The organism is Streptomyces panaciradicis, assembly GCF_023516615.1.
GTDB classification, from domain to species: domain Bacteria; phylum Actinomycetota; class Actinomycetes; order Streptomycetales; family Streptomycetaceae; genus Streptomyces; species Streptomyces panaciradicis.
The window spans coordinates 95,542-121,537 of the sequence record NZ_JAMGBF010000019.1 but is presented as its reverse complement, the minus strand read 5'-3'; the positions used below and the strand labels follow the sequence as shown (position 1 = coordinate 121,537).

General features: G+C 70.6%; 24 protein-coding genes, 1 tRNA gene and 2 pseudogenes. 14 read left to right on the top strand and 13 right to left on the bottom strand.

All coding sequences use genetic code 11. The annotated features are described in order from the left end of the window. Positions 1–33 precede the first annotated feature (33 nt). The 3 genes from M8J74_RS08465 (at position 34) to M8J74_RS08455 (ending at position 2,219) form a co-directional block, all read left to right on the top strand. Positions 34–516 carry an ATP-binding protein gene (locus tag M8J74_RS08465; protein ID WP_249835795.1) on the top strand — a complete coding sequence of 161 codons (483 nt, stop codon included), beginning with the start codon at positions 34–36 and terminating at the stop codon, positions 514–516. A 187-nt stretch (positions 517–703) separates the two neighbouring features. Continuing rightward, positions 704–1,564, top strand: a complete 861-nt coding sequence (locus tag M8J74_RS08460) for a helix-turn-helix domain-containing protein (RefSeq protein WP_249835794.1) — start codon at positions 704–706, stop codon at positions 1,562–1,564. Positions 1,565–1,616: 52 nt separating this feature from the next. Then, the gene (locus M8J74_RS08455) at positions 1,617–2,219 is read left to right on the top strand and encodes a Uma2 family endonuclease (RefSeq protein ID WP_249835793.1); all 603 of its coding nucleotides are present in this window, start codon (positions 1,617–1,619) and stop codon (positions 2,217–2,219) included. Here the strand turns inward: M8J74_RS08455 and M8J74_RS08450 are convergent. Continuing rightward, complete coding sequence (locus M8J74_RS08450; RefSeq protein WP_249835792.1) at positions 2,198–2,578, bottom strand: hypothetical protein; 381 nt, start codon at positions 2,576–2,578, stop codon at positions 2,198–2,200. The genes M8J74_RS08455 and M8J74_RS08450 overlap by 22 nt on opposite strands. A 232-nt stretch (positions 2,579–2,810) precedes the next feature. Between M8J74_RS08450 and M8J74_RS08445 the strand changes: the two genes are divergently transcribed. Continuing rightward, complete coding sequence (locus M8J74_RS08445; RefSeq protein ID WP_249835791.1) at positions 2,811–3,338, top strand: GNAT family N-acetyltransferase; 528 nt, start codon at positions 2,811–2,813, stop codon at positions 3,336–3,338. Positions 3,339–3,392: 54 nt separating this feature from the next. After that, positions 3,393–3,791 (top strand): annotated as a pseudogene (locus M8J74_RS45200) (site-specific integrase); the annotation flags it as partial. Between the two features lie 290 nt (positions 3,792–4,081). Here the strand turns inward: M8J74_RS45200 and M8J74_RS08435 are convergent. Together M8J74_RS08435 and M8J74_RS44990 are read right to left on the bottom strand one after the other, a co-directional pair. Then, complete coding sequence (locus M8J74_RS08435; RefSeq protein ID WP_249835790.1) at positions 4,082–4,516, bottom strand: hypothetical protein; 435 nt, start codon at positions 4,514–4,516, stop codon at positions 4,082–4,084. A gap of 241 nt (positions 4,517–4,757) precedes the next feature. After that, positions 4,758–5,210 (bottom strand): hypothetical protein, encoded by a 453-nt coding sequence (locus M8J74_RS44990; protein WP_372500137.1) that lies wholly within the window; start codon positions 5,208–5,210, stop codon positions 4,758–4,760. Here M8J74_RS44990 and M8J74_RS08430 point away from each other — a divergent pair. After that, positions 5,208–6,170: pseudogene (locus M8J74_RS08430) on the top strand (M4 family metallopeptidase); the annotation flags it as partial. The gene M8J74_RS44990 and the pseudogene M8J74_RS08430 sit on opposite strands and share 3 nt — an antisense overlap. A gap of 37 nt (positions 6,171–6,207) precedes the next feature. On the opposite strand, the gene M8J74_RS08425 reads toward M8J74_RS08430, so the two are convergent. Beyond that, positions 6,208–7,614 carry a M1 family metallopeptidase gene (locus M8J74_RS08425; RefSeq protein WP_249835789.1) on the bottom strand — a complete coding sequence of 469 codons (1,407 nt, stop codon included), beginning with the start codon at positions 7,612–7,614 and terminating at the stop codon, positions 6,208–6,210. Between the two features lie 38 nt (positions 7,615–7,652). On the opposite strand from M8J74_RS08425, the gene M8J74_RS08420 reads away from it, so the two are divergent. Next, on the top strand, positions 7,653–8,153 hold the full coding sequence (locus M8J74_RS08420) for a hypothetical protein (protein ID WP_058924608.1): 501 nt from the start codon (positions 7,653–7,655) through the stop codon (positions 8,151–8,153). A 22-nt stretch (positions 8,154–8,175) separates the two neighbouring features. Here the strand turns inward: M8J74_RS08420 and M8J74_RS08415 are convergent, their stop codons facing one another. Together M8J74_RS08415 and M8J74_RS08410 are read right to left on the bottom strand one after the other, a co-directional pair. Further along, positions 8,176–8,796, bottom strand: coding sequence for a hypothetical protein (locus M8J74_RS08415; protein ID WP_249835788.1), 621 nt, complete (start codon positions 8,794–8,796; stop codon positions 8,176–8,178). 4 nt (positions 8,797–8,800) lie between these two features. After that, positions 8,801–9,526, bottom strand: a complete 726-nt coding sequence (locus M8J74_RS08410) for a pentapeptide repeat-containing protein (RefSeq protein ID WP_249835787.1) — start codon at positions 9,524–9,526, stop codon at positions 8,801–8,803. Between the two features lie 197 nt (positions 9,527–9,723). Between M8J74_RS08410 and M8J74_RS08405 the strand changes: the two genes are divergently transcribed. Next, positions 9,724–10,692 (top strand): zinc-binding dehydrogenase, encoded by a 969-nt coding sequence (locus M8J74_RS08405; RefSeq protein ID WP_249835786.1) that lies wholly within the window; start codon positions 9,724–9,726, stop codon positions 10,690–10,692. Positions 10,693–10,748: 56 nt separating this feature from the next. Next, on the top strand, positions 10,749–12,251 hold the full coding sequence (locus tag M8J74_RS08400) for an MFS transporter (protein WP_249835785.1): 1,503 nt from the start codon (positions 10,749–10,751) through the stop codon (positions 12,249–12,251). 86 nt (positions 12,252–12,337) lie between these two features. Here the strand turns inward: M8J74_RS08400 and M8J74_RS08395 are convergent, their stop codons facing one another. The 3 genes from M8J74_RS08395 to M8J74_RS08385 form a co-directional block, all read right to left on the bottom strand. Then, a complete protein-coding gene (locus tag M8J74_RS08395) occupies positions 12,338–14,971 on the bottom strand; it encodes a glycosyl hydrolase (protein WP_249835784.1) in 2,634 nt (877 codons plus the stop codon). A 115-nt stretch (positions 14,972–15,086) separates the two neighbouring features. Beyond that, positions 15,087–16,496 carry an NAD(P)/FAD-dependent oxidoreductase gene (locus M8J74_RS08390; protein ID WP_249835783.1) on the bottom strand — a complete coding sequence of 470 codons (1,410 nt, stop codon included), beginning with the start codon at positions 16,494–16,496 and terminating at the stop codon, positions 15,087–15,089. Between the two features lie 10 nt (positions 16,497–16,506). After that, complete coding sequence (locus M8J74_RS08385; protein WP_249835782.1) at positions 16,507–17,163, bottom strand: rhomboid-like protein; 657 nt, start codon at positions 17,161–17,163, stop codon at positions 16,507–16,509. On the opposite strand from M8J74_RS08385, the gene M8J74_RS08380 reads away from it, so the two are divergent. Next, a complete protein-coding gene (locus M8J74_RS08380; protein ID WP_283947915.1) occupies positions 17,162–18,085 on the top strand; it encodes an aminoglycoside phosphotransferase family protein in 924 nt (307 codons plus the stop codon). The genes M8J74_RS08385 and M8J74_RS08380 overlap by 2 nt on opposite strands. Before the next feature lie 10 nt (positions 18,086–18,095). After that, a complete protein-coding gene (locus M8J74_RS08375) occupies positions 18,096–18,593 on the top strand; it encodes a GNAT family N-acetyltransferase (RefSeq protein WP_249835780.1) in 498 nt (165 codons plus the stop codon). Positions 18,594–18,613: 20 nt separating this feature from the next. On the opposite strand, the gene M8J74_RS08370 is transcribed toward M8J74_RS08375, so the two are convergent. Further along, a tRNA-Thr gene (locus tag M8J74_RS08370) sits at positions 18,614–18,687 on the bottom strand. A 217-nt stretch (positions 18,688–18,904) separates the two neighbouring features. Between M8J74_RS08370 and M8J74_RS08365 the strand changes: the two genes are divergently transcribed. The 3 genes from M8J74_RS08365 to M8J74_RS08355 all read left to right on the top strand — a co-directional run bounded on the left by M8J74_RS08365 (position 18,905) and on the right by M8J74_RS08355 (position 21,564). Next, positions 18,905–20,041, top strand: a complete 1,137-nt coding sequence (locus M8J74_RS08365) for an ABC transporter ATP-binding protein (protein ID WP_200703756.1) — start codon at positions 18,905–18,907, stop codon at positions 20,039–20,041. A 229-nt stretch (positions 20,042–20,270) separates the two neighbouring features. Continuing rightward, entirely contained in the window at positions 20,271–20,729 is a 459-nt protein-coding gene (locus tag M8J74_RS08360; RefSeq protein ID WP_249835779.1) for a hypothetical protein, read from the top strand. A 103-nt stretch (positions 20,730–20,832) separates the two neighbouring features. Next, on the top strand, positions 20,833–21,564 hold the full coding sequence (locus tag M8J74_RS08355; RefSeq protein ID WP_249835778.1) for a nucleotidyltransferase family protein: 732 nt from the start codon (positions 20,833–20,835) through the stop codon (positions 21,562–21,564). A 141-nt stretch (positions 21,565–21,705) separates the two neighbouring features. On the opposite strand, the gene M8J74_RS08350 is transcribed toward M8J74_RS08355, so the two are convergent. The 3 genes from M8J74_RS08350 to cysS all read right to left on the bottom strand — a co-directional run bounded on the left by M8J74_RS08350 (position 21,706) and on the right by cysS (position 25,918). Beyond that, entirely contained in the window at positions 21,706–23,361 is a 1,656-nt protein-coding gene (locus M8J74_RS08350; protein WP_249835777.1) for a DoxX family protein, read from the bottom strand. Positions 23,362–23,478: 117 nt separating this feature from the next. Continuing rightward, positions 23,479–24,420 (bottom strand): 23S rRNA (guanosine(2251)-2'-O)-methyltransferase RlmB, encoded by a 942-nt coding sequence (rlmB, locus tag M8J74_RS08345; RefSeq protein ID WP_249835776.1) that lies wholly within the window; start codon positions 24,418–24,420, stop codon positions 23,479–23,481. Between the two features lie 97 nt (positions 24,421–24,517). Continuing rightward, positions 24,518–25,918, bottom strand: a complete 1,401-nt coding sequence (gene cysS / locus M8J74_RS08340) for a cysteine--tRNA ligase (protein WP_058924568.1) — start codon at positions 25,916–25,918, stop codon at positions 24,518–24,520. Positions 25,919–25,996 lie beyond the last annotated feature (78 nt).

Genomic DNA, 25,996 nt, shown 5'->3' with positions numbered 1-25,996 from the left:
TCACGGTAGTCAGAGACGGCCACGCTGAGTGACGTGAACGACGAATCCCCCACCCCCATCCGCAACTTCAGCGTGCAGCTCTCCCCCACCCCGCGCGGCGCCCGCCTGGCGAGGGTGCTGGCCACGGAGCAACTGCACGCCTGGGAACTGCCGTCGCACCCGGCGGAGCACATCGTGGCGGAGCTGGCGGCGAACGCGGTGACGCACGGCCGCGTGCCGGGCCGCGACTTCCGGCTGACGCTCTACGTGGTCGCCGACACCCTGCGCATCGAGGTGACGGACACGCGCGGTGACCGTATGCCGTGCGCCGAACTCCCTGACGGCGACGGTGAGTCGGGGCGCGGTCTCGTACTGGTCGACGCCCTCGCGGACAAGTGGGGAGTCGCACCGGGGCTGTCGCCGCGCAAGACGGTGTGGGCCGAGATCCGCCTCGACCGGAGCACGGCGAACCGTGCTCCGGTGGAACCGCGTTCCGGCGGCACGGACCGTCTCTTTTCTCAACAAACAACCCGGTGAAAGAACCCCCGCCAAACCAAACCCCAGCCCCTCACCCGCCCGGGTGAACATCGCCAACTCGGCTGGCTTTTGCCCTGGTTGCCTGCCCTACTCTCAGCGCAACACAACCGCACACATGCAACGGCCCTCGCAGGGACTGGCATCCCGATGCGAGGGCCTGACCACCGAGGAAGGTCGTCTCTTCCTGATGGACACGAAAAACCCTAGCGCGCCCCCGCACGCCCAGTCCCGCGTTGCGGCCAACAAACACCCGATCCGGCGGCATTCCGAAACCGGTGGCCTGGTCCACGACCACACCCGCCACACCACCCGCTTCACGGTGATCGGCAACCACCTGGCCCAGCATCCGGAGCTGTCGCTGCTGGCCATCGGCCTGGCCACGCACATCCAGTCGCTGCCCCAGCGCGCCCACGTCGACATCAAGACCCTCGCCGCTCGCTTCCCCGAAGGGGCGACCCGTATCGCGGCGGCCCTGCGCGAGCTGGAAGCCCACGGCTACCTGCGCCGCGAACGCCGGCGCGTCTCCGGCGGCCGTATCGTCACGCGGACGGTCTCCTGCAACCAGCCGGGCCACCGCACCGACGACCACGCGCCGCGTCCCCAGCGCACCCGCCCTAAAAGGGAGACGGCGCCCAAGCCACTCCCCCCGGTGCCACGCCCCGCCTACCCCGCCCCGGCCCTCATCGAGCAGGCCACGCAGGTGCTCGCGACCCTCCGCACCCACGACAGACGCCTGCTCCTCAGCGAGCGGGACACGGCCCACCTGGCCCCGGGCGTGGCCGCCTGGCTGGAACGGGACGTGACGCCCGCGACGGTACGAGAAGCCCTGACCACAGCGCTCCCCACAGAACCGCTGTGCCGCCCGGCCGCCCTGCTGGCCCACCGTCTGACGGCCCAGCTCCCGCCTCCGCCACCCGTACGGCCCCGCGCGTCGCAACCGGCCGTTCGCCATCCCCTCCAGAACTGCGACGGCTGCGACCGCGCCTTCCGCTCGCCCGCCCCTGGACGCTGTGGTGACTGCCGAACCGATCTCATCGAGGCCGCCTAGCATGAAGGCGACGATCCTTGCCCCTGGGCACAGACGACGAGGAGCGAGCGCCATGACCATCGCCCCGGACGAAGCGCGGCAGGGCGCATCCCACCTCTACCGGGTCATGCGGGATTTCGTGCACTCCACGGACGACACCCTTCCCGGCAAGTTCGAGATCACCAAGGAAGGGATCGTCCTCGACATGATGTCGCCCTCGAAGCCGCACGAACTCACCGTGCTGCGCGTCCGGCAGCGCCTGGAGAAGGTGATGCCCGAGGAACTGGTGGCCCATACGGGTGAGCCCGACGTCGAGGACGAACCCGAGGGCGTCATGCGACGTCCCGACGTCATGGTGATCAGCGAGGCGGAGATGGAGGGAGACGGTTCCTTCGACCCCCGCTCGCTCGTCGCCGCCGTGGAGATCGTCTCGCGCTCGAACCCGGACAACGACTGGGTCTCCAAGCTGCGCGACTACCCCCTCATCGGCGTCCCCGTCTACGCGATCTTCGACCCCCGCACCGGGACCGGGGCCGTGCTCAGCGACATCCACCCCACCCCCGACGGCCCCCGCTACGCGACCCGCAAGGACTTCGTCTACGGCGAGGACGTCACCATCGGCGACTGGACGATCCCGACCGACGGCCTGCCGCTCTACCAGCCCATCGGCCGGTAGTACCCGAGCACCGCCGCCAGCTGCGCGAACCACTGACCGAGCTGTGCCTTGGGCTTGGCCTGGACGACGCACTCGTAGAACTGCCCGTTCGGCAGGACCACCGCCATCATCAGGGCCTTGCCGTTGGGGCTCGCCTTGTAGTGGACGCTCTGGATCTCCGGCCAGGAGAACTCCACGGCCGCGCCGTGGTCCTCGAAGGCGACGCCGGTGACGTCGACCACGATCGAGTTGTGGACGTCCACCGCCATGAACTCCGGCCCCTCGGCGGGGGGCTGGGCGGGGGTGGGGGCGTACTGCGGGGGCGGCGGCCCGAAGCCCGGCGGAGGCTGGTTCCCGTACGGCGGTGGCTGGGTGGTCATCTGCTTCCGTCCCCGAATGCGGCGTGGCTTCCGGGGACATCCTCGCTCAGGCCGGGGCGGCGCTCCTAGGGCGCGTCCCCGTGCGGGCGGGACGGTGACGTCTGCTCCCTCCGGTGCGCTGGAGGTGGATGCGGGGGAAACCAAGGCGAGCGACGGAAAGTCACCGGGACCACGACCCAGACCAAGGGAAAGCAGACGCTCCGCCGCCGCGCGTCCGGGTAGCGTCCGCGGCATGATCCTCGAACCGCTCCGCCTCACCCCCGACCACGACATCCCGGGCCCGCTCCTCACCGAGCTGACGGCCCTGTACGCCTCCAACCACGCGTTCCACGCGCTCAGCGGCGAGTTCCCCGACCCGGACGACATCCGCCCCGAACAGGTGGCAACCGCACTGGCCGACGACCTGGCGCACCCGGACGCCGAGGTCCTGCTCGCCCGCAGCGAGGGCCGGCTGGCCGGCATCGCCATCACCCTCGCCCACCACCCCGACCCGGTCGACCCGGACCCGTGGATCGGCCTGCTGATGGTGGACGCGACCCTGCACGGACAGGGTCTCGGACGGCGGTTCGCCACGCTCGTCGAGGACGGCTTCCGCGAGGCCGGGCGCACCGCGGTCCGCCTCGCCGTCCTGGAGAACAACCCCAAGGCCCTCGCCTTCTGGACCGGTCTCGGCTACGAGGTCATCGCCCACCGCCCGGACCGCGACCTGGGCCGCCCGTGCGCGGTACTGCGCAAGGAACTGGACCTCCCCTCGAGGTGAACGGGCCCGGGTTATGCAGTATCCGACAAGCCTCATCAGACTGGCTGAACGCCCACCCGCAAAGAGGTTGCCGACAAACTCGCCGAAACGATCGCCGACAGCAACCACGGGCTTGCTGTCGCTACCGTCGATAGCACCGTGAGCAACTACCACACGTACTCGGCTTGGCCGCATCGCCGTCCACCGGCTTCGGGAGAACACCCACGCTCGCTACGCCGCTTGCGTCCGCCGCCGCATCATCCCCGGCCTCGGCACCAAGAAGATCGTCCGCCTCACCGCAAAAGAGGTCCGCACCTGCCTCGGCCGCCTACGCACCACCTGCCAGTGCTGCACCTCTCGCGGCTGGCCCTGGCCTACGTGCACTCCGTGCTCAAGTCAACCCTGGAGCACACCGTGCGCGAGGAGGAGATTGCGCGCAATGGCGCCCGCACCGTCCGCGCTGAAACCCCTCGCTCCCCGAAGCCGGCCACTTTGTCCCGGCACTTCAACGCCCTGCTCCGCGACGCCCGCCGACGGCCGATCCAGTTCCACAACCTCCGCCACTCAACGGCGACGTTCGGCCGCGCTCTGCGCAACCCATCAGAGGCCATCGCCGGGCCCTACGACGGCGACGGCCCGCCGCTTCGCGCAGCATCCGTCCGCTGACGTTGCCGTCGTCTACTGCTGTCCCGAGCAACGTGAGCCCTGCTACAGACGAACTCCCGTTTACTGTCGCACGTTATAGGTTGACTGAATGCATATAGTCAACTACGACTGTCCAGCCAGCGCATTATCGCAGCACGAGTGAGTTCATCGACACGCGGCGAACCAGTCATCCATTCTCCATGCCGTCGGAGGGTTTGAGCGCGATAAGGCTCGCGCACAACACTGAAATCAATAGATTCCTGCCCAACGTCACATCTCAAGATGGCGTCGCCATCGAGAGACAGCATGACAAATGAAGGCCGACAGAAACCGTTCCCAAGAATTCCAGACGCCGCACCAGCACCAATAATGTCCCAGTCATCCAGCAACTTGACCCGCACCCACCGCCACTCAACGGAGTCGACATCCGAACCTTTGACCGCCACCAGAAAAAGCGGGCTGGCCTCGCTAAAGAGTCCACTACGTAGTGCCAGCCCATGCCACTCAGAGTTCGCCTTTCTCCACAACTCCGGATCTTCCAATTCGACCGACACCCCAAATGCCCCATCCTCCGAGGAGCAACTAGTCGCAAAGGTTGCGAGAGTTGGAGGGATAAGCGGATCAGCCACATCGGCGTTTCCCAGCAAGCACAGCCCAGCATTGGCAAGCGAAGTCGAGAGTGACATCTCATTCATAACCTAAGGCCCCAAAATGCATATCGCAGGAGGCTGATCCAAGTGATTCGAGAAGCACCCACACCAGCCCCCAATAGCGGTTACCGACCGTTATGAAACACTACGGCCGGGTAGCCCATGGGTAAGGGATGATCTGGTTGTAATTATGCGATCCATCCTTGGCCCTTCCAACGTAAGCGATGTTCCCATTTCCGTCGACTAGAATGCGAGCCTGACTGAGCGGGTCACCATTATCGTAAATGGCTGAACCCTTCCACCTTTGAGCCGCTCGGGGAGCTCCGTTAGCCCCATACACATCAGGGCGCCTATTGCCAGCGGGGCCTGTCATTCGCTGCGGGTAGTTCGGATTCGAGATGACATCACTCACAAGATCGTGAATATCCTGCGGAGTCTCGTAGTACGCCTTGCTCGTCGCGCTCCTGGCAGCAATGGCTTGCGGCGAGTAGTTCTCGTCAGGAGTCCACGCGCTCTCGTTGCAGTTGTGAACCAGAACCGGCGTGGCCCCCGCGAGCACATAGTACGTGTGCAGTTGGTCGACCGTGAGGTTGTACACAGCGGCACGGTGACCCTGGGCACCACCGCCTCCTCCTCGGGCGGCTTCGACCTCGTCGACGGCGGACGCGGCGGGCACAAGACGTACGACCTGAACGGCGGCACCTCCGGCACCGGCGCCCTCTTCCACGACGCCGACGACACCTGGGGCGACGGCACCGCGGCCAACCGCCAGACCGCCGCCGTCGACGCGGCCTACGGCGCCGCCGTCACCTGGGACTTCTACAAGTCCGCCTTCAACCGCAACGGCATCGCGGGCGACGGCCGCGCCGCGTACTCGCGCGTCCACTACGGCAACGCGTACGTCAACGCCTTCTGGGACGACACCTGCTTCTGCATGACGTACGGCGACGGCCAGGGCAACGTCAAGCCGCTGACCTCGCTCGACGTGGCCGGGCACGAGATGAGTCACGGGCTGACCGCGGCCACGGCGGGGCTGAAGTACAGCCGCGAGTCGGGCGGCCTGAACGAGGCCACCTCCGACATCTTCGGCACCTCGGTGGAGTTCTTCGCCAACAACTCCTCCGACGTCGGTGACTACCTCATCGGCGAGAAGATCGACATCAACGGCAACGGCACCCCGCTGCGCTACATGGACAAGCCCAGCAAGGACGGCAAGTCCGCCGACTACTGGTCGCGCAACGTCGGCCGCCTCGACGTGCACTACTCCTCCGGCGTCGCGAACCACTTCTTCTACCTGCTGAGCGAGGGCAGCGGCGCGAAGACGGTCAACGGGGTCTCCTACAACTCCCCGACCTACGACGGCTCGACGGTCACCGGCATCGGCCGCGCCAAGGCCGACCAGATCTGGTACCGGGCCCTGAGCACGTACTTCACGTCCTCGACCGACTACGCGGGCGCCCGCACCGGCACCCTGAAGGCGGCGAGCGACCTGTACGGCGCGGGCAGCGCCGAGTACAACGCGGTGGCGGCCGCCTGGAAGGCCGTCAACGTCAACTAGTTTGTTCCAGCAGGGCGTTGGGCAGGCCGGGTCGCCGTCACAGGTGGTCCGGCCTGCCCTTTCCGTACAGCCAGTCCCGCCAGATCGCGTCGAAGTCCTTGCCCGGGGCCTTCTTCTCGACGTACGCCGTGAACTCGGCGGTGTCCGCGTTGCCGTGGCGGTGGGTGGCGGCCCAGCCCTGGATGATGTCGTAGAAGGTGTCGTCGCCGACGGTCCGGCGGATCTGCTGGAGGACCATCGCGCCCCGCACATAGACCGGGGAGTCGGAGATGTGCGCGGCGCCGCTGGGCCTGCCCGGCGGGAAGGACCACAGGTCGGGGTACTCGTCCTCGCCGTGCGCGTAGAGGTGCTCGAAGGTGTGCTGCACGCTGTCGCCGCCGTGGTCCTCGTCCCACAGCCACTCCGCGTACGTCGCGAAGCCCTCGTTGAGCCACATGTCGCGCCAGGTCTTCGGCGTGACGGAGTCGCCGTACCACTGGTGGGCGAGTTCGTGGACGAGGGTGCCGGTGTCGGGGGCACCGGGGAAGACGGGACGGTTCTGGGTCTCCAGGGCGTAGCCGGCGTCCTGCGGGCGGTCCACGATCGCGCCGGTGGAGGAGAAGGGGTAGGGGCCGAAGTTGTACTCCTCCCACTCCATGATCTCGGGGAGTTTCGCCAGCACCTTGCGGGCCGGTTTCGCCTCCGCCGGGTCGACGGCGACGTACGACGGCAGACGGTCCTTGCCGATGGTGGAGCGGGTGATGTCGAAGTGGCCGACGGCGACCGTGGCGAGGTAGCTCGCCATCGGCTCGGCGGTGTGCCAGGTGGAGGTCGTGCGGTTCCCGCTGGTCCGCTCGCCGGTCGGCTCGCCGTTGGACACGGCCTGCAGCCCCTTCGGCACGGTGATGGCGAGGTCGTACGTCGCCTTGTCCGAGGGGTGGTTGTCGCAGGGGAACCACGCCATGGAGCCCGTCGGCTCGCCGAGGGCCAGGGCGCCGTCGGTGGTGGGCAGCCAGCCCTCCTGGGAGCCGTCGGGGTCGGTGATGGTCTCGGGCGTGCCGGAGTAGCGGACGGTGACGCGGAAGGTCTCGGCGGCGTGGATGTCGTCGTGGGGGCGGACGGTGAGTTCCTGCCCGGCGCGTTGGAAGCGGGCGCGGCGGCCCTCGACGGTGACGTCCTCGACGTCCAGGCCCTTGAGGTCGAGGTCGAAGGCGGAGAGGTCCTCGGTGGCGCGGGCGGTGAGGGTCGCGGTGCCGGTGAGGTGGTCGCCCCGGCCACCCTTGCCGGGGGTGTAGGCGAGTTTCAGGTCGTAGTGGTCGACGTCGTAGCCGCCGTTGCCCGCCTTCGGGAAGTACGGGTCGTGCACGCCCGAGCCGCCGGGGGTGCCGTGGACGCCTCCCGAGCAGGCGGTGAGGGCGAGGAGGAGGGTGACGGCGGCCGGGGCGACGGGGGCGAAACGGGACACGTCAGAGATCCTATGCGGGGCGTGACACCATCTCGTACGTGCTCGACATCGGTTACGCCCTCTCCAACCGCTTCCCGGATCCGCCCCAGACGGACTACCGGCGCGTGGACGTCCACGCCCTGCGGCACGACCTGTTCTGCGGCGACGTCTATCTCGCCGACACCAAGCAGGACCGGGAACTGTCCACAGCCTGGGGATGGGTGCCGGTGCTCGACTTCGCGTGGGCCCTGTGCGACATCGTGGAACGGCTGGACCGTGATCCGGCGGGCTCGCGCGCCTCGCGGCCGCAGCACGCGGAGCTGGACTTCACCGAGTCCACCGACCGCATGCTCTTCGAGCGCCGCTTCGGCTGGGTGGACATCGAGGCCGACTGGATGCCGGCCGAGGAACCCCCGCTGACCTTCTCCCACGCCGAACTGCGCCGCGAGGCCCGGGACTTCCTGCACGACCTGCTCGCCGACCTGGTGGACCTGCACGAGGACCTCGGCGAGAACCCGGCGATCTGGACCCTCCAGGCCCGCTTCCCCAGGGTCTCCTGACGGCGGGGCCCGTCCAGGGCTCCTAGCCGATCGCCAGCACTTCCTCGGCCTTCGTCTCGTGCGGCAGGCCGCCGAGCGAGAGGTAGTGGTAGCCCGTGCTCAGCCGGCAGGCGTTCAGGCCGAGGCAGAGCATCGCGTCGTAGTGCTGGGTGTTGGCGAACACGTACCGCCCGTCCTGGCCGTCGTCCGGGTCCAGCGGTGTGCCCCGCAGCACGGACTCCAGCGCCTCCCGGTCCACGGGGCCGAAGGCCAGCGGGACGAAGGGCTCGGGGTCGGCGCCGGCCGGCTCGGGGAACGCGAACACCCCCTCGTCCTGCGGGTTCCCGTCCTCGTCGGCCGCCGGCTCGTCGAAGTACCCGGGCCACGAGTCGTACGCGTGTCTCAGCTCCCCGTCCACGTACAGATGCATGATCAGTACGTCCGAGTCGAACACGTACGATCCCAGCGCCGGCGCCCCCAGCAGCCGGCTCAGCGGCCCGGCGAGGTCCGGCGCGTCGGTCTCCGGGTCGGGGTAGACGGCGGTGTGGCCGGGGCCGACCGGCAGCGCGAACCCCCGTATCCCGGTCCCGTCCGGCCCGTCGAGCAGCGGCACCACCTCGTCGCACGCCCGTGCCACGAGCACGTTCCCGTAGAAGCTCCCCACTGCGTCAGCCCTCCACCCGGATCCCCATCTGGGCCGCCAGCACCGGCGCCAGATCCATCAGTTGGGACGGACTGATCACCGCCCCGGCCAATCTCTCCACCCCGGCCGAGATGTCCAGCTCGGCCGCCGCCCTCAGGTCGACGTCCTTCAGCTCCACCCCGGTCAGGTCGGCTCCCTTGAGCACGCAGTCGACGAACTCCACCCGCTCCAGCCGGGCGCCCCCGAAGTCCGGCTCGACCAGGACACAGCTCTCGAAGACGACGTCCTTGAGCCGGGCCGCGCGCAGGTTCAGATAGTCGATCTTGCCGCCGCGGACCAGCACCCGCTCCAGCACCGCGCCGTGCAGCTGCACCCCGCCCAGGCGGGCGTCGACGAGCTCGACATCCCGCAGCGTCGACTCCGCGAGGTCCGTGCCCACACCCCGCAGCCCCGTCAGGACCGAGTCGAGCACGCGCGCGTGGTGCAGCCGCGTCTCGTCCACCGCGCACCCGGTCAGCGCGCAGTCCAGGAACCGGGCGCCTCCGCCGTCCTGACCGGCGAGGTCCGCCTCCCGGAACTCCAGACCATCGTAGTCCCCGTCCGGCTCCAACTCCCCGCCCTCGAAGGGCCGTAGATCGAACAGCCGCAGCTCGGGCCGCCGCGCCGCCTTCACCGCCGTACGCCGCGAACCCCCGGAGCCGCCCCCGGTGCCGCTGTCCCCGCCCGTCCTGACCGTCGCCCGCCTCACCATGCCCCCATGCTGCACCCCGCCACTGACAATCGCCCTTCCCATCGCCCTGAGCTGCGACGACACCCCGCATGTCACATTCCGGGCGCGGGGGGCGTCCTATCCAACGAGAACGCCGCCGGCGCGCTCACCCCTTGACCTCAACCAAGCTCGAGGTCGGAGAGTCGGATGCCTACGAACCCGCACCCAGGGAGTCCGTCATGCACGCCGTCCGCCTGCACGCCTTCGGCCCGCCCGAGAACCTGACCTACGAGGAGACCGACGACCCGGTGCCGGGCCCCGGCCAGGTCCGCGTCGCCGTGGCGGCCGCGGGCGTGCACCTGCTCGACACCGCCCTGCGCGAGGGCTTCCGGGGCCCCCTGCCCGAGCTGCCCGCCCTTCCCACCGTCCCCGGCCGCGAGGTCGCCGGTGTCGTGGAGTCCCTCGGGGAGGGCGTCGCCGAACTGTGGCGGGGCAGGCGGGTGGTCGCCCACCTCGGTCTCGCGCCCGGCGGTTACGCGGAACTGGCCGTCGTCGACGTCGACCGGGTGCACGAGATCCCGCGGAACCTGGACTTCGCCGAGGCCGTCGCCATGATCGGGACAGGCCGTACGGCGATGGGCATCGTGCAGTTCGCCGAGCTCGGCCCGGACGCCGTCGCCGTGATCCCGGCGGCGGCCGGCGGCATCGGCACCCTGCTCGTGCAGTACGCCAGGCACGCCGGTGCCCACGTCGTGGGCCTCGCGGGCGGGCCGGAGAAGACCGCCCGCGTCCTGGCCGGGGGCGCCGATCTCGCCGTCGACTACCGGGACCCGCAGTGGCCGGACAAGGTCCGCGCCCATCTCGGCGGCCGGCCCGCCACCGTCGTGTTCGACGGGGTCGGCGGCGAGGTCGCCCGGCAGGCCGTCGGCCTGCTCGGTCCCGGCGGCAGACACCTCGTCTTCGGCTGGTCCGCCGAGGGCATCCGCGACGGCTCGCCCTACCTGGTCGACGGCGTCTCCGAGCAGGTCCTGGGCCCGGCGATGTTCCGGAACGCCTCCCTGCAGACCCTCGAACTCCGCGCCCTCGCCGAGGCCGCCGCGGGCCGGCTCACCCCGGCCGTGACGCGCTTCCCGCTCGCCGGGGCGGCCGCCGCGCACCACGCACTGCACACACGCCGGACGATCGGAAAGGTGGTACTGGAGCCATGACCAGCCAGAAGCCGCTCCCAGATGCGCTACGTCCCGATACGTGGTCTTCTGACCGGATGAGCGTCACCCGAACAGACCAACCCGATGCTGCCGCGGACGCCGATCCCCGCCGCTGGTGGGGCCTGGTGGTCATCGCGCTCGCCCAGCTCATGGTGGTCCTGGACGCCACCATCGTGAACATCGCACTGCCCTCCGCGCAGCGCGACCTGGGCATGTCCGACGCCAACCGGCAGTGGGTGATCACCGCCTACACCCTGGCCTTCGGCGGTCTGCTGCTGCTCGGCGGCCGGATCGCCGACCTCGTCGGACGCAAACGGACCTTCATCATCGGGCTCATCGGCTTCGCCGCCGCCTCCGCGCTCGGCGGCGCCGCCACCGGCTCGGGCATGCTCTTCGGCGCCCGCGCGCTCCAGGGCGCCTTCGCCGCCGTCCTGGCGCCCTCCGCGCTGTCGCTGCTGACCACGACCTTCACCGACCCGAAGGAACGCGGCAAGGCCTTCGGCATCTACGGCGCCCTGGCCGGCAGCGGTTCGGCGATCGGCTTCATCGTCGGCGGCCTGTTGACCGAGTACCTGAACTGGCGCTGGTGCCTGTACGTCAACATCCCCATCGCGGTCGTCGCCGTCGTCGGCGCCTTCGTCCTGCTGCACGACCGGCCCCGCCAGGCAGGGGCCCGCCTCGACGTGCCCGGCGTCCTGCTGGGCTGCGGCGGACTGGTCGCGATCGTCTACGGCTTCTCCGAGGCCCAGCCGCGCGGCTGGGGCGACCCGCTGGTGCTGACGCTGTTCGCGGTGGGCGCCGTCCTGCTGGCGGCCTTCGTGTGGTGGCAGTCCCGGGCGCCCATGCCGCTGCTGCCGCTGCACATCGTCAAGGACCGCGACCGGGCCGGCTGCTTCCTGACCATGGGGCTCGCCACCATCGGCATGTTCGGCCTGTTCCTGTTCATGACGTACTACCTGCAGGTCGTCCTCGGCTACTCGCCCGTGAAGACGGGCCTGGGCTTCCTGCCGCTGACCGCCGCGATCATCGTCGGTTCCACGCAGATCTCCGCCCGCCTGATGAACCGCGTGCCGCCGCGGACGCTGATGGTCCCCGGCATGATCCTCGCCGCGGGCGGCATGATGCTGCTGACGCGGATGACGGTCGACTCCTCGTACACCACCGAGATCCTGCCCGCCCTGCTGCTGATGGGTCTCGGCATGGGCCTGACCTTCATGCCGGTCTTCGCCACCGCCACCGCGGGCGTCGCCCCGCAGGACTCCGGCGTGACCTCGGCGACCGTCAACACCTCGCAGCAGGTGGGCGGTTCCATCGGTACGGCCCTGCTGAACACGATCGCCACCAGCAGCAGCGCGACCTACATCGCCGCGCATCTGCACAACCCGGCCCAGCGGGCCCTGGTCGCCAAGGAGGGCGTGGTGCACGGCTACACGGTCGCCATCTGGTGCGCGGCCGGGATCATGCTGCTGGCGGGGCTGGTCGCGGGCCTGATGGTGACGGCGCGGGCGCCCCGGCACGGGGTACCGGCCGAGGCGCCGGTGCCGGAGCCGGTCGGGTAGGCGTCCGTCCCGGGCGGGGGCACAGAGACGGGGAGGGGCCGCACGGACCGCGGGCCCCTCCCCTTCCCGTTCACCGCCTCAGCGGCTCACCGCAGCTTGCGGGTGTCGATCGCCCAGATGCCCCTTCCGTGCGTGGCCGCGTACAGCCGCCCGTCCGGGCCGGTGCGCAGCTGCATGACCGCGGTGGTCGGCAGGTTGTCGCCGGCCACCCGCCAGGTCTTCGAGCCCGGCGTGCGCACCAGCACCCCGAGGTCGGTGCCCAGCGCGATCGTGCCGCCCCTGAGCAGGGCAACGGAGTTGGCGGGCACGTCCGGCAGGTTCCCGGAGACGTCCTTCCAGGTGAGGCCGCCGTCCCGGGTCTCGAAGAGGTGGCCGACGCCCGCGCCGGGGCCCTCGGTCCACTTGCGGGAGAAGCCGTTGACGGCGAGCAGGACGTGGTCGGCGTTCTTCGGGTCGATCGCCAGGCCGGAGAGGTAGCGGTTGGGGACCGTGCCGTCGGCCGGCAGGTTCAGCTGGTGCCAGCCGGTGCCGTCGGCGTTGCCCACCGCGATGCCGCGGGTGAAGCCCTGGTTGTTGCAGGGGCCGCACCAGGCGGCGTACACCCGGCCGCCGGAGGAGGCGACGGCGGTGGCCGTGTGGCCCGCGCCGAGGTCGTAGGCGTTCAGCCACTCGGTGCCGCTGCGGATCGCGTAGCCCTTGGTGTTGATCCACACGTGCCGGCCGCCCGCGACCCAGGTCTTCGCGTCCTTGATGTCGGCGTTCAGCGGGGCGATGAAGCGTGCCTCGCTCGTGGCGTTGTCGGGCGGGGCGACGGAGTACGTGGTCGCCTTCGACGGGTCGGTGACCCAGCTCCCGTCGTTCACGGCGCAGTTGTTGGTGACGGACACCGCCAGGTAGACGTACTCCTGGGCGATGTTGCAGCCGTTGGCCGGATCGGTGATCGTGTCGCCGCCGTCGCCGCCGAAGTTGGAGCCCATCACCCGGTCGCCGGGCCGCAGCTGGGACTGGCCGTTGTCCTGCAGGCCGCCGGTGACGGCGAGGCCCTTGCGGGAGGGGTCGACGCCGACGCCGACCGAGTAGTACTGCAGGGCGTCCATCGTGCCGTCGTTCAGGGACTTCCAGTCGGTGGCGTGACCGGAGGCGTCGGCGCTGCCGTACAGCGGCCGGCGGAAGGCGCCGCCGTCGTCGCCGACGACGACGTACGGGGCTCCCCCGTTGCTGCCGATCGCGACCGAGTGCTGGTCGGCGTGGACGGTCTGGTGGCAGTCACCGGTCTGCTTGCTCGGGTCGATGGACCAGCAGGGGAACCCGAAGTTCCAGTAGGGGCCGGGGACGCTCCAGTTCTTGCCGCCGTCCTTGGTCTCGAAGACCTCCTCCAGACCGGCGTACACATGGTCGGGGTTCTTCGGGTCGACGGTGAGGAACTGGTTGTACCAGGCCTGGATGCCGGGCTGGTAGCCGGCGCCGGTGAGCGCCGAACCGGAGTCGCGCAGCTGCTGGTAGGTGGCGATGCGCGTCCACGGGCCGGTCGGGGAACCGGACTTGGAGACGAAGATGCCCTCCAGGCCGCTGTCCGGGTTCTCCGCGGTCTGCTCCGGCGACTGGTCGATGGCGTAGTACCGCGAGCCGTCCGCGCTGCGCGCGAAGGTGACGTTGCCGACGTCCTCGGCGTTGCTCGGCAGGTCACCGAGGCCGGTGAGCCGCTGCCAGCTCCCGCCGGACTTGGCGTAGAAGCCGTTGTAGGTGTCGCCGCCGCGCCAGCCGACGGCCAGCACGACCTTGCCCGGGTCCTTCGGGTCGACCGCGATGTCGCTGGTGATGTTCTTGTACGGGGCGCTCGGGTCGCTCGCCTTCGAACCGCCCGGCAGATAGTCCGGGTTGGGCGCGAACTCCAGCTTCCAGTGGCCCTTGAGGGTCTTGGCGGAGTGGCTCCAGACGCCCGCGGTGGTGGCCGCCCACACCTTGTCCCCGGCGAACCGCAGGGCGTTGATGGAGGTGGACTCCAGTTCGTCGCCGCCGACCCGGTCGCGCTTGCCGAAGCTGTCGTGCCGGGGGTCGTCGAGGACGTACACGCCGGTGCCGAGGAAGGAGGTCGCGCTGGTGTTGGCCTCGCCGGTGGCGTACCAGAGGCGGCCGTGGCCGTCGAGTTGCAGGTCGCCGGTGGACAGGGCGGGCAGCCGGTCGGAGATGTTCGTCCAGCGGCCGCCGCCAGTGTGGGAGCGGAACACCCCGCCGTTGGCCGAACCGGCGTACACATAGCCGTGGTTGTCGGCGGCCAGCCCGGTGACCCGGCCGGTCACCCGGCCCGCGCCGCCGCTGGAGTTGGAGTTGATGTCCCGGTAGCGCGGGTCGTCGGCGTCGTAGGGCAGCCGCGTCACGTCGTCCCAGCCGCCGTGCGTGTGCGGCAGGTTCTTGAGCGCGTCGTACGCCGCCCCGTACGCGCCGGGCGCCACGATGCCCGGCGAGGTGCGCGCCTCCGCGTACTGGTCGGCCTGCTCGGCCTCCTCCATCGCCTCGTCGCCGCCTTCGTCCTCCCCTGTGGCGGAGGCGGCCGACAGGCCCTTCTGCTGCTGCAGAAGAGCCTGTTGATGGAGTTCCCGTACGCCGAACGGGCTGATGCGACCTGACGACGCCTGGGCCTGAGTGATCGTCAGTCCCAGTGCCGCCGAGGTGGCGAGCACCACCCATACGCGTCTTCTTCGCCGGCCGATGCCTGTCATGAAGTGCCCTCCCCTTGGAGCGGTGACATGAGCTGGCCAACAGCTTTGATGGGAATGAGGTACTGAGAGTCTCCTGTGAACGCAATCAGCCGGTAAAGAAATCCGGCCAAGATCGTCAGTTCCGGCCCGCCACCCGGTCCGCGAACCGCGCCAGCCGCGACGACCGCACGCCGTGGCCGGTCCGTTCCCGCTCGTCCGCCGCCCGGTAGGTGGCGTACATGCCCTGCACGCCCAGCCAACGCAGCGGCTCCGGCTCCCACTTGCGCACCTTGTGCCCGACCCACGGCAGTTCGGTCAGCTCCGTCCGCTGCCCCTGCCCGGAGTCGAGCTGCACCAGGTCGCGCAGGGTGCGCGCGGCCAGGTTGGTGGTGGCCACGCCCGAACCGACGTAACCCCCCGCCCAGCCCAGGCCCGTGGAGCGGTCCAGCGTCACCGTCGCGCACCAGTCCCGCGGCACCCCGAGCACCCCCGACCAGGCGTGCTCGATCCGCACCCCGGCCAGCGGCGGGAAGAACCGGACGAGGATCTCGCGCAGCGCCTCGACGGTCGCCTCCTGCGTCCGCCCGTCGTTGTCGGTGCGCGACCCGAACCGGTAGGGCGCCCCGCGCCCGCCGAGCGCGATCCGGCCGTCGGCGGTGCGCTGCGCGTACATGTACGCGTGCGCCATGTCCCCCAGCGCCTCGCGGCCCGCCCAGCCCACCGACTCCCACTGCTCGTCCGTGAGCGGCTCGGTGGCGATCATCGAGGAGTTCATGGGCAGCCAGGTGCGCCGCTGTCCCTTCAGACCGGCGGTGAACCCCTCCGTGCAGCGCAGCACGTACGGCGCGCGGACCGTGCCGTACGGGGTGACCGCGTGCTTGGGCCGGATCTCCGTGACCGGCGTCGACTCGTGGATGCTCACCCCGAGGGCCTCGACGACCGCCGCGAGCCCCTTGACCAGCTTCACCGGGTGCAGCCGCGCCCCGTGCGGGGTCCAGCTGGAGCCGACGGCGCCGGCGACCCGGATCCGCTCGGCCGTCTCCCGGGCGCCGTACAGCTCACGGTCCTTCTCCCCGTACGACGCCTCGTGCTCGTGGAACGCCCTCAGCCGGGCCAACTGCGCGGCCGTGGTGGCCACTTCGAGCACCCCGCCCTTGTGGACGTGGGCCTCGACGCCCTCCTCGGCGGCCACCCGGACGACCTCGTCCACAGTGTCGTTCATGGCCTTCTGCAGCCGTACGGCGGCCTCGTGGCCGTGCAGCTTCGCGTACCGGTCCCGCCCGGCGATCCCGTTGTAGAGCCAGCCGCCGTTGCGCCCCGAGGCGCCGTACCCGCAGAACTTCTGCTCCAGGACGGTGATCCGCAGGAAGGGCACCGCCTTCTTCAGGTAGTAGGCGGTCCACAGTCCCGTGAACCCGCCCCCGACGATCACCACATCCGCGGTCGCGTCCCCGACGAGCGGCTCCCGCACCACGGGGAAGCCGTCGTCGGCGTACCAGAAGGAGATGCCACCGTTCACGACGCCACTGCTCGCCAAGCTGCTCATGGGCGGGACGCTAACCCCTCCAAGCGGCCACTGTCTCCTTCGGATTCCATGCTTTTCCACGCCCTCTGACCAGCGGATAGCACCCGAGCCCGATCACCACGGACACGAAGTGCCCCAGGTCGGTGAAGGTGGGAGTGGACAGCAGCGGCACCCCGTAGACGACGAGCACGACCGCCAGGTACAGGTACCGCCACGGCGGCGCGATCCGGTAGACGAGCACGGCGACGACGCCGGCCAGGGCGTAGCTCACCCCGATGTCGAGGGTGTCGACCGCGGAGTGCGGCGCCATCCCGTCCCGGATCGCCTTCAGCAGCGCCAGCTCGCTGATCAGCGTCGCCAGCACATGCGCGGCCACGCACACGATCAGCCACCGCAGCGTCCCCAGCCAGCGCTCGGCCTGCGCGTGGAAGACGGTGTAGAGCACGGCGTACGGCAGCCAGTGGCCGCTGTCGATCCACATCGCGCTCTGCACCAGCACCCGCACCGGGTCGTTCGACAGCTCGTGGATGTTCGTGGACCGCTGCCGCAGGAACTGCTCCTCGAACTCCGGGGACATGTGGTGCAGCGCGACCGTGGTGACGAACAGGACGGCCAGCCACACGTACGTGCCGGGGGCACTGCGGACATAGGCCCGTACCTGATCGCCGAAGCCCCGGAAAATTCGCATGGGGCGATTCACCCACGCAAGTATCGTCGCGAAGGTGATCGACATTCCGGACGGACTGGCGGCGGCGCAGGAGAGGTTCAACGGCGAGGCGGGGCGGGCCTTCGTCGCGGGGCTGCCGGGACTGGCGGAGGACTTCCTCGGACGCTGGGCCCTGCGCCCCGACGGGGACCCCATGCACGGCGTCAGCGCCCTGGTCCTGCCGGTCGTTCGGGCGGACGACACACCGGCCGTGCTCAAGCTCCAACCGCTCGAGGAGGAGAGCGAGGGCGAGCCGGTCGCGCTGCGCGCCTGGGACGGCGACGGGGCCGTACGCCTCCTCGACCACGACCCGGCCACCGGCACCCTGCTCCTGGAACGCCTCGACGCGGGCCGCATGCTCTCCACCCTCCCCGGCACCCGGCAGGCCGTCCTCGTCATCGCCCGGCTGCTCGCCGACCTGACCGCGCTGCCCGCACCGCCCGGCCTGCGCCGCCTCGGCGACATCACGCGGGCCGTGCTGGAGCGGACGCCCCGCGCCCTGCTGCGCGTCCCGGACGCCGAGGCCCGCCGCCTGATCGCCGACTGCGCCGCCGCCGTACGCGAAGTCGCCGCCGAACCCGGCGACCGCCTCCTGCACTGGGACCTGCACGACGAGAACGTCCTCGCCTCCCACCGCGCCCCCTGGCTGGCCATCGACCCCAAGCCGCTGGCCGGCGACCCGGGCTTCGAGCTCTGGCCCGCCCTGCACAACCGCTTCGAGGCCGGCGAGGTCCGCTGGCGCTTCGACGCGATGACCGACGTACTCGCCCTGGACCGCGCCCGCGCCCGCGCCTGGACCCTGGGCCGCGCCCTGCAGAACGCCCTCTGGGACCTCGAGGACGACCGCCCCCTCACCCCCACCCACCTGGAGACGGTCCGCCGCCTGCGCGACCACCACGGCTAGCCTGACCTGCATGATCCGAACCGCTGCCGTTGCCGATGTCCCCGTCATCCATGCCCTGGTGCGGGAGCTGGCCGACTACGAGAAGGCGCTCCACGAGGTCAGGGCCACCGAGGAGCAGCTGCGTGAGGCCCTCTTCGGTGAGCGGCCCGCCGTCCACGCCCACATCGCCGTCGACGACGCCACGGGCGAGCCCGTCGGCTTCGCCCTGTGGTTCCTGACCTTCTCCACCTGGCGCGGCGTCCACGGCATCCACCTGGAGGACCTCTACGTCCGCCCCACCGCCCGCGGCGCCGGCCACGGCAAGGCCCTCCTCGCCGAACTCGCCGGCATCTGCGTCGAGCGCGGCTACCAGCGCCTGGAGTGGGCCGTCCTGAACTGGAACGCCCCCACCATCGCCTTCTACGACTCCCTCGGCGCCCGCCCCCAGGACGAGTGGACGATGTACCGCCTGACGGGCGAGGAGCTGGCGGCCCTGGGCCGGGGAGCACGAAAGCCCAGGCCGGAGTAGGTCCGGCCTGGACTTCTCGGAGCCCCCTGTCGGATTCGAACCGACGACCTACGCATTACAAGTGCGTTGCTCTGGCCAGCTGAGCTAAGGAGGCCTGGGGGCGTACGTCCCGTACGCGCCCGTGGCAGTGTACCCAGGTCCCGGCGGGCCCCTGTCGAAAATTTCCGCGAAGTTCACATGCCGCCGGGTACTGACATCCGGCTGAACGCCAGGTACCGTCCTGTGCCAGTTCACCCTCGTGGACTACACCACCACCTTCCTACAACGGATCGTCCGGCACGTTCCTGCCGGTAGAAGGGGGCCCATTCACCATGGCCACTGTTACGTTCGACAAGGCGACCCGGATCTACCCGGGCACCGAGAAGCCCGCCGTCGACGGTCTGGAGATCGAGGTCGGTGACGGCGAGTTCCTCGTCCTCGTCGGCCCGTCCGGTTGCGGCAAGTCCACCTCCCTCCGGATGCTCGCGGGGCTCGAGGACGTCAACGCCGGCGCCATCCGCATCGGTGAGCGCGACGTCACCCACCTGCCGCCGAAGGACCGGGACATCGCCATGGTGTTCCAGAACTACGCGCTGTACCCGCACATGACCGTCGCCGACAACATGGGCTTCGCGCTCAAGATCGCCGGCGTCAACAAGGCGGAGATCCGCAAGAAGGTCGAGGAGGCCGCGAAGATCCTCGACCTGAGCGAGTACCTGGACCGCAAGCCGAAGGCCCTGTCCGGCGGTCAGCGCCAGCGTGTCGCCATGGGCCGCGCCATCGTGCGTGAGCCGCAGGTCTTCCTCATGGACGAGCCGCTGTCGAACCTCGACGCCAAGCTCCGCGTGTCCACCCGTACGCAGATCGCCTCGCTGCAGCGCCGCCTGGGCATCACCACCGTCTACGTCACCCACGACCAGGTCGAGGCCATGACGATGGGCGACCGCGTGGCCGTGCTCAAGGACGGTCTGCTCCAGCAGGTCGACTCCCCGCGCAACATGTACGACCGCCCGGCCAACCTCTTCGTCGCCGGCTTCATCGGCTCCCCCGCCATGAACCTGGTCGAGGTGCCGATCACCGACGGCGGCGTGAAGTTCGGAAACAGCGTCGTCCCGGTCAACCGTGACGCCCTGAAGGCCGCCTCCGACAAGGGCGACAAGACCGTCACCGTGGGTGTCCGCCCCGAGCACTTCGACATCGTCGAGGAGGGCGGCGCCGCCGCCGCGACCCTCACGAAGGACACCGCCGACGCCCCCGCCGGTCTCGCGGTCTCCGTGAACGTCGTCGAGGAGCTCGGCGCCGACGGCTACGTCTACGGCACCGCCGAGGTCGGCGGCCACACCAAGGACCTGGTCGTCCGTGTCGAGGGCCGCCGCGTTCCGGAGAAGGGCTCCACGCTGCACGTGGTCCCGCGTCCGGGCGAGACCCACGTGTTCTCGACCTCCACCGGTGAGCGCCTGACCGACTGACGTCAGCAGACGCCGGTACGAAACCACCGACCGGGGTGAAATCCCCCAGGTTGACGAAGAGGGCCCCGCGACCTGCTGCGGGGCCCTTTTCGTTGTCGACAAATACCCCGGCAGACCGGTCATTTCGAGCGTCGTACGTCAACCCCGTACCCAAAAAGGGGCACCACTTCATCCCCCGAACCGGTGACTAAATGTCGCCAAATCATTACCGGGCGCTACCCTCACTCGCGTGAAGCACTCCACTAACCAACAGACGCGACGCGGTCAGGGCCCCGCCCGCCGGGTCGGCCGCACGCTCGCCCTCGTCCTGCCCGTCCTTCTGGTGCTGTCCGGGACCCTCGCGGTCACCCGGGTCAACTGGACGGGGAGTCCCTCCAATTCGGTGCTGACCGCGTCCGACGCGATCGACGACGCCAAGAGCGGCGCCGCGGCGGTCCACCGTGCCCCGCAGGACGTGCTGCGCGACCGGCTCCTGACCGAACTGCAGGACAAGAACCCCGGCGTGGTCCTCACCCACCTCCAGCAGGCCGTGGCCGAGCGCCCCTCGCTCGCCGGGCACTGCGTCTCCATCGCCCGCGCCCTGGGCCGTGCCGCGGCGCGCGTCTACGGGCCCACCAAGGCGCAGGCGTACGCCCGCCCGGTCTGCGACACGTCCTTCGCCTCGGGCGTCGTCGCCGCGCAGGGCTGACGCGGCCGGCCCTCCTTCGGATCGGTTCGGAGGAGGGTAACGGCTGATTAAGGATGGCCCGCCGGATCGGGCCGCGCGCGGGACGCGTCGTACAGTTCCGTCCATGACCCATCCGACCGCCGCCTCCCGCCCCGTACAAGCCGTCATCCTGGCCGGAGGCCAGGGTTCCCGGCTGCGCCCCTACACCGACGACCGGCCCAAGCCGATGGTCGAGATCCCCGGTACGGGGACGCCGATCATCGGCCACCAGCTCGTCTGGCTGGCCGAGGAAGGTGTGACGGACGTCGTCGTCAGCTGTGGTCATCTCGCCGAGGTCCTGCAGGACTGGCTGAAGTCCGCCGACCTGCCGGTGCGCGTCACGACGGTCGTGGAGACGGAGCCGCTCGGGCGCGGCGGCGGCCTGAAGTACGCGGCCGCCCATCTGCCCCACCCCGACCGGCCCTGGTACGCCACCAACGGCGACATCTGGACCCGCTTCTCCCTGCGGGACATGGCCGACTTCCACACCGAGCGGGACGCCGTCGCGACGCTCGCGCTGGCCCGGCCGCGGCTTCCGTGGGGGGCTGTGAAGACCGACGGGTTCGGTCGCATCACCGACTTCATCGAGGCGCCGCCGTCCACCTTCGAGATCAACGCGGGTGTGTACGTGTTCTCCTCGGAGTTCGCCGGGCTGCTCCCCGAACGCGGGGACCACGAGCGGACGACCTTCCCCCGGCTGGCCCGGGAGCGCCGGCTGGCCGGCTTCACGATCCCCCAGGGCGCGTACTGGCGCGCCATCGACACGGCGAAGGACCTGACCGAGGCCGCGAAGGAACTGGCGGCCCTGGGGCGCTGAGCGCCCTTCGCCGCCCGCCCTGCGCCCAGCGGGGTCACCGACCCCACGAGAAGGGCCCCGCACGTGTGCGGGGCCCTTCTCGTCGCTTGGGCCGTTCGTCTCAGCCGGTGGGCTCGCCCAGGATGCCGCCCACCGGCTCGGTTACCCCAACAGACCGCCCACCAGGCCCGGCTTGCCGGAGGAGGTGCCTCCGGAGCCGGAGCCGCCCGTCGAGCCGGAACCGCCCGAGGTGGGACCGGAGGTGGTGCTGGGAGCGCCCCCGGCCGGGGAGGACTGCTGCGGCGGGGCCTGACCCGCACCCGCGGTGCCCTGGGTCTGGCTCGGGGCGCCGGTGGTGGCGCCGCGGGTCGCGCCCGGGGTGGTCGCCGCGCCCGAGGAGGGCGTCGTACCGGCGGTGGCGCCCCGGGTGGGCGCGTGGGACGCCGACGGGGACTGCGAGTGCCGGCGCCCGGGCTCCTGAGGCAGCGGGGAGCCCGGCAGTTCATTGCGCGGGGCCTCGCCGGGCCCGGGGACGACCACGCGGTCGGCGTCGCGGACCGCGCCGCCGAGCAGGGACCCGGTGAGCAGGGTGAGGCCGGTGACGACGGCCGTGATCAGGGCGCCCCGGCGCAGCACGTAGAGCCGCAGCTCCCAGATGTCGGAGCGGGGGCCGAGACGCCGCCAGGCACCGCCCGCGAGACGGCCGTCCACTGAGTAGACGGGGGCGCCGGCGATGATCAGCGGGGACCAGGCGGCGAGATAGATGATGTCGGGGGCGTCGTAGGCGGGGACGGTCTTCCAGCTGACGGTGACGATGAGCGCGGCGGAGAGCAGCGCGCCGAAGACGGCGGCCACCCGCTGCCAGCAGCCCAGGACCGTGAGGACGCCCACGAGGACCTGCGCGAAGGCGATCACGAGGCCCGAGCCGACGGGGTGGTGCAGCGCGAACTGGCGCAGCGGTTCGGCGACGTCCCAGGGATGCAGGGTGTTGAGCCACTTGACCATGGAGCCGCGCTTGCCGCCGTCGAAGTAGACGGGGTCGCAGAGCTTGCCCATGCCGGCGTAGATGGAGATGAAGCCGAGGAAGATCCGCAGGGGCAGCAGGACGACGCCGAGGTTCATACGGCGGCCGGGGTAGTACGCGTGCCGCGCCGGGTCGTCGCCGTGGCGCCTGCCGCGGCGGTCCTCGCCGTCCTGTCCGTCCGCCTCGTCGAAGTCCTCGAACTCCCCCTCGCCGTAGGCGTGTTCGTCGTCGTAGGCGCTGCCGACGGGACGCATGTCGGGCAGCAGGCGGGTGCCGCCGGTGTCGTCGTGGGTGCGCTGGGGGCCGACGACGGGGGTCTCGACGGTCGCGTCCAGCCCGTCGTAGATCTCGTCGTAGGTGCCGCCGCCGACCTGGACGCGCGGGATGACCTGGGTGGCTCCGGCGTCGGCGGACGGGTCCTCGCCGTGCCGGACGCTGCCGCTGCGCACGGCCTGGAGCAGGCGGTGGGCCCCGGTGTCGTCGGGGGCGGACCGGCCGCTCCAGACGACGGGCCGCCGGCGGCCGCCGGCACTCGCTCCCGCCCCGGCCGCGACGCCCACGGCGGCGACCCGGGCGGTTTCGTCGGTGGTGGTCAAGTGCCGTGCGATCCGCGGATTCTGGGCGCGCGTCGACGCGCCGAGCTGCACGCGGAAGCTGGCGTGATTGACGATGACCTGCGCCGGATCGCTCGGCACCTTCACCATGCTCAGCGCGGGAGCGTCGTCGAACCCGGAATCGAGTCCCGACGAGCGGTCCCCCGTGGGTGTGCGGGGTGTTCTGGTGTCCACACTCATCTAACCGAGTGACGTGTGTTTAGGACACTGCTTTGACCCGCCGGATGTGTCCGGACCCCGTCAAGCTTGTCCCGGACGCCCAGATTGACCCGCACGGGTGAGGAGGGGCACGGGTGTTCAGCCGCGTCGGCGCGCCGCCTCGTACAGCACGATCCCCGCCGCCACACCGGCGTTGAGCGACTCGGCGCCACCGGGCATCGGGATCCGCACCCGGTAGTCGCAGGTCTCGCCGACCAGCCGGGACAGTCCCTTGCCCTCGCTGCCGACCACGATCACGACCGGCCCGTGCAGGGCCTCCAGCGCGCCGATCTCGTGCTCGCCGTCGGCGGCGAGGCCGACGACCACGATGCCCGCCTTCTTGTACGCCTCCAGGGCGCGGGTGAGGTTCGTGGCACGGGCGACGGGCGTACGGGCCGCGGTGCCGGCGGACGTCTTCCAGGCACCGGCGGTCATACCGGCCGCACGCCGCTCCGGTACGACGACGCCGTGGCCGCCGAAGGCGGAGACGGAGCGGACGACCGCGCCGAGGTTGCGCGGGTCGGTCACGCCGTCGAGCGCGACGATCAGCGGGTCCTCCCCGTCGTCGTACGCGGCGTTGGCGAGGTCCTCGGGGTGGGCGTACTCGTACGGCGGGACCTGCAGGACCAGGCCCTGGTGGTTGAGGCCGTTGGTCATCCGGTCGAGCTCGGGGCGGGGGGCCTCCATGAGGTTGATGCCCCCGCGCTCGGCGGCGAGCTGGAGGGCCTCGCGCACCCGCTCGTCGTTGTCGATGAACTGCTGGACGTAGAGGGTGGAGGCCGGCACGCCCTCGCGCAGCGCCTCGACCACCGGGTTGCGGCCGACGACCAGCTCGGAGGCGGACTTGCCGCCGCGCCCGCGGGGCGCGGGACGCCGTACGGACTGCTTGGCCTTGGCGTTGGCGACGCGGTTCTTCTTGTGGCCCTTGCGCATCTCGGCGGGCGGGGTCGGGCCCTTGCCCTCCAGGCCCTTGCGCCGCTGGCCGCCGCTGCCGACCTGCGCGCCCTTCTTGCCGGACATGCGGCGGTTGTTGGTGGCCATGACCTACCTGTTCTCTACGGAAGTGTGTGCGTACGTCTATGCAGTGTGCCGCCCGGAGGGCCGGGCGGCACAATCGATCTTCGGTTCGGGGGCGGTGTCAGCGGGGCCCGAGGTTCCAACGGGGGCCCTGCGGGCCGTCCTCGATGACGAGTCCGGACTGGTTGAGCTGGTCGCGGATCGCGTCCGCGGTGGCCCAGTCCTTGCGGGCCCGGGCCGCCTCGCGCTGGTCGAGGACCATCCGGACCAGGCTGTCGACGACGCCGTGCAGGTCCTCGCCGCGGTCGGTCTCGCCCGCCCAGTGCGGGTCGAGCGGGTCCAGGCCGAGGACGCCGAGCATGGCGCGCACCTCGGCGAGCCGGGCGACGGCCGCCTCCTTGTCGTCGGCCGCCAGCGCGGAGTTGCCCTGCCGGACCGTGGTGTGCACCACCGCGAGCGCCTGCGGCACGCCCAGGTCGTCGTCCATGGCCTCGGCGAACGCGGGCGGGACGTCGGCCGACGGCTCGACGACTCCCCCGGCCTTCTCCACGACCCGCTGGATGAAGCCCTCGATCCGCGCGAACGCCGACTCGGCCTCGCGCAGGGCGTCCTCGCTGTACTCGATGGTGGAGCGGTAGTGCGGGGTGCCGAGGTAGTAGCGCAGCACGATCGGCCGCCAGTGCTTGACCATCTCGCTGACGAGGACCGAGTTGCCGAGCGACTTCGACATCTTCTCGCCGCTCATGGTCACCCAGGCGTTGTGCACCCAGTACTGCGCGAAGTCGTCGCCGAACGCCTTGGCCTGGGCGATCTCGTTCTCGTGGTGCGGGAAGATCAGGTCCAGGCCGCCGCCGTGGATGTCGAAGGCGGTGCCGAGGTACTTGTGCGCCATCGCCGAGCACTCCAGGTGCCAGCCCGGGCGCCCGCGGCCCCACGGCGTCTCCCAGTCGGGCTCGCCCGGCTTGGCCGCCTTCCACATCGCGAAGTCCCGCGGGTCGCGCTTGCCGGTGATGCCCTCCTCGGCGGGCTGGCGCATCTCGTCCAGGTCCTGCCGGGACAGCTCCAGGTAGGAGGGCCAGGAGCGCACGTCGAAGTAGACGCTGCCGTCCGCCTCGTAGGCGTGGCCGCGCTCGATCAGCCCGCGCATCATCTCGACCATCTCGGTGACGTGGCCGGTCGCCCGCGGCTCGTAGGTGGGCGGCAGGCAGCCGAGCACCGTGTAGCCGTCGGTGAAGGCGCGCTCGTTCTCGTAACCGATGGACCACCAGGGGCGGTTCTGCTGCTCCGCCTTGGAGATGATCTTGTCGTCGATGTCGGTGACGTTCCTGACGAACGTCACGTCGTAGCCGCGGTACTCGAACCAGCGGCGCATGATGTCGAAGTTGAGCCCCGACCGGATGTGCCCGATGTGGGGGGCCGCCTGCACGGTGGCGCCACACAGGTAGATCGAGACGCAGCCCGGCGTGAGCGGGGTGAAGTCACGGATCTGCCGGGCGCTGGTGTCGTACAGGCGAATAGTCACGCCTCCAGGGTAGTGGGCGCCGGGCAGTGCCTCGCGACCTTCCGTGCAGGCCGCACGCATTCGCGTGACACAGGTGGT

Coding starts and splice junctions, on each gene's coding strand:
- M8J74_RS08460 (WP_249835794.1), top strand. CDS start 704: ATGGACACGAAAAACCCTAGCGCGCCCCCGCACGCCCAGTCCCGCGTT.
- M8J74_RS08455 (WP_249835793.1), top strand. CDS start 1,617: ATGACCATCGCCCCGGACGAAGCGCGGCAGGGCGCATCCCACCTCTAC.
- M8J74_RS08450 (WP_249835792.1), bottom strand. CDS start 2,578: ATGACCACCCAGCCACCGCCGTACGGGAACCAGCCTCCGCCGGGCTTC.
- M8J74_RS08445 (WP_249835791.1), top strand. CDS start 2,811: ATGATCCTCGAACCGCTCCGCCTCACCCCCGACCACGACATCCCGGGC.
- M8J74_RS08410 (WP_249835787.1), bottom strand. CDS start 9,526: ATGGTGAGGCGGGCGACGGTCAGGACGGGCGGGGACAGCGGCACCGGG.
- M8J74_RS08405 (WP_249835786.1), top strand. CDS start 9,724: ATGCACGCCGTCCGCCTGCACGCCTTCGGCCCGCCCGAGAACCTGACC.
- M8J74_RS08400 (WP_249835785.1), top strand. CDS start 10,749: ATGAGCGTCACCCGAACAGACCAACCCGATGCTGCCGCGGACGCCGAT.
- M8J74_RS08395 (WP_249835784.1), bottom strand. CDS start 14,971: ATGACAGGCATCGGCCGGCGAAGAAGACGCGTATGGGTGGTGCTCGCC.
- M8J74_RS08390 (WP_249835783.1), bottom strand. CDS start 16,496: ATGAGCAGCTTGGCGAGCAGTGGCGTCGTGAACGGTGGCATCTCCTTC.
- M8J74_RS08380 (WP_283947915.1), top strand. CDS start 17,162: ATGGGGCGATTCACCCACGCAAGTATCGTCGCGAAGGTGATCGACATT.
- M8J74_RS08385 (WP_249835782.1), bottom strand. CDS start 17,163: ATGCGAATTTTCCGGGGCTTCGGCGATCAGGTACGGGCCTATGTCCGC.
- M8J74_RS08375 (WP_249835780.1), top strand. CDS start 18,096: ATGATCCGAACCGCTGCCGTTGCCGATGTCCCCGTCATCCATGCCCTG.
- M8J74_RS08365 (WP_200703756.1), top strand. CDS start 18,905: ATGGCCACTGTTACGTTCGACAAGGCGACCCGGATCTACCCGGGCACC.
- M8J74_RS08355 (WP_249835778.1), top strand. CDS start 20,833: ATGACCCATCCGACCGCCGCCTCCCGCCCCGTACAAGCCGTCATCCTG.
- M8J74_RS08350 (WP_249835777.1), bottom strand. CDS start 23,361: ATGAGTGTGGACACCAGAACACCCCGCACACCCACGGGGGACCGCTCG.
- rlmB (WP_249835776.1), bottom strand. CDS start 24,420: ATGGCCACCAACAACCGCCGCATGTCCGGCAAGAAGGGCGCGCAGGTC.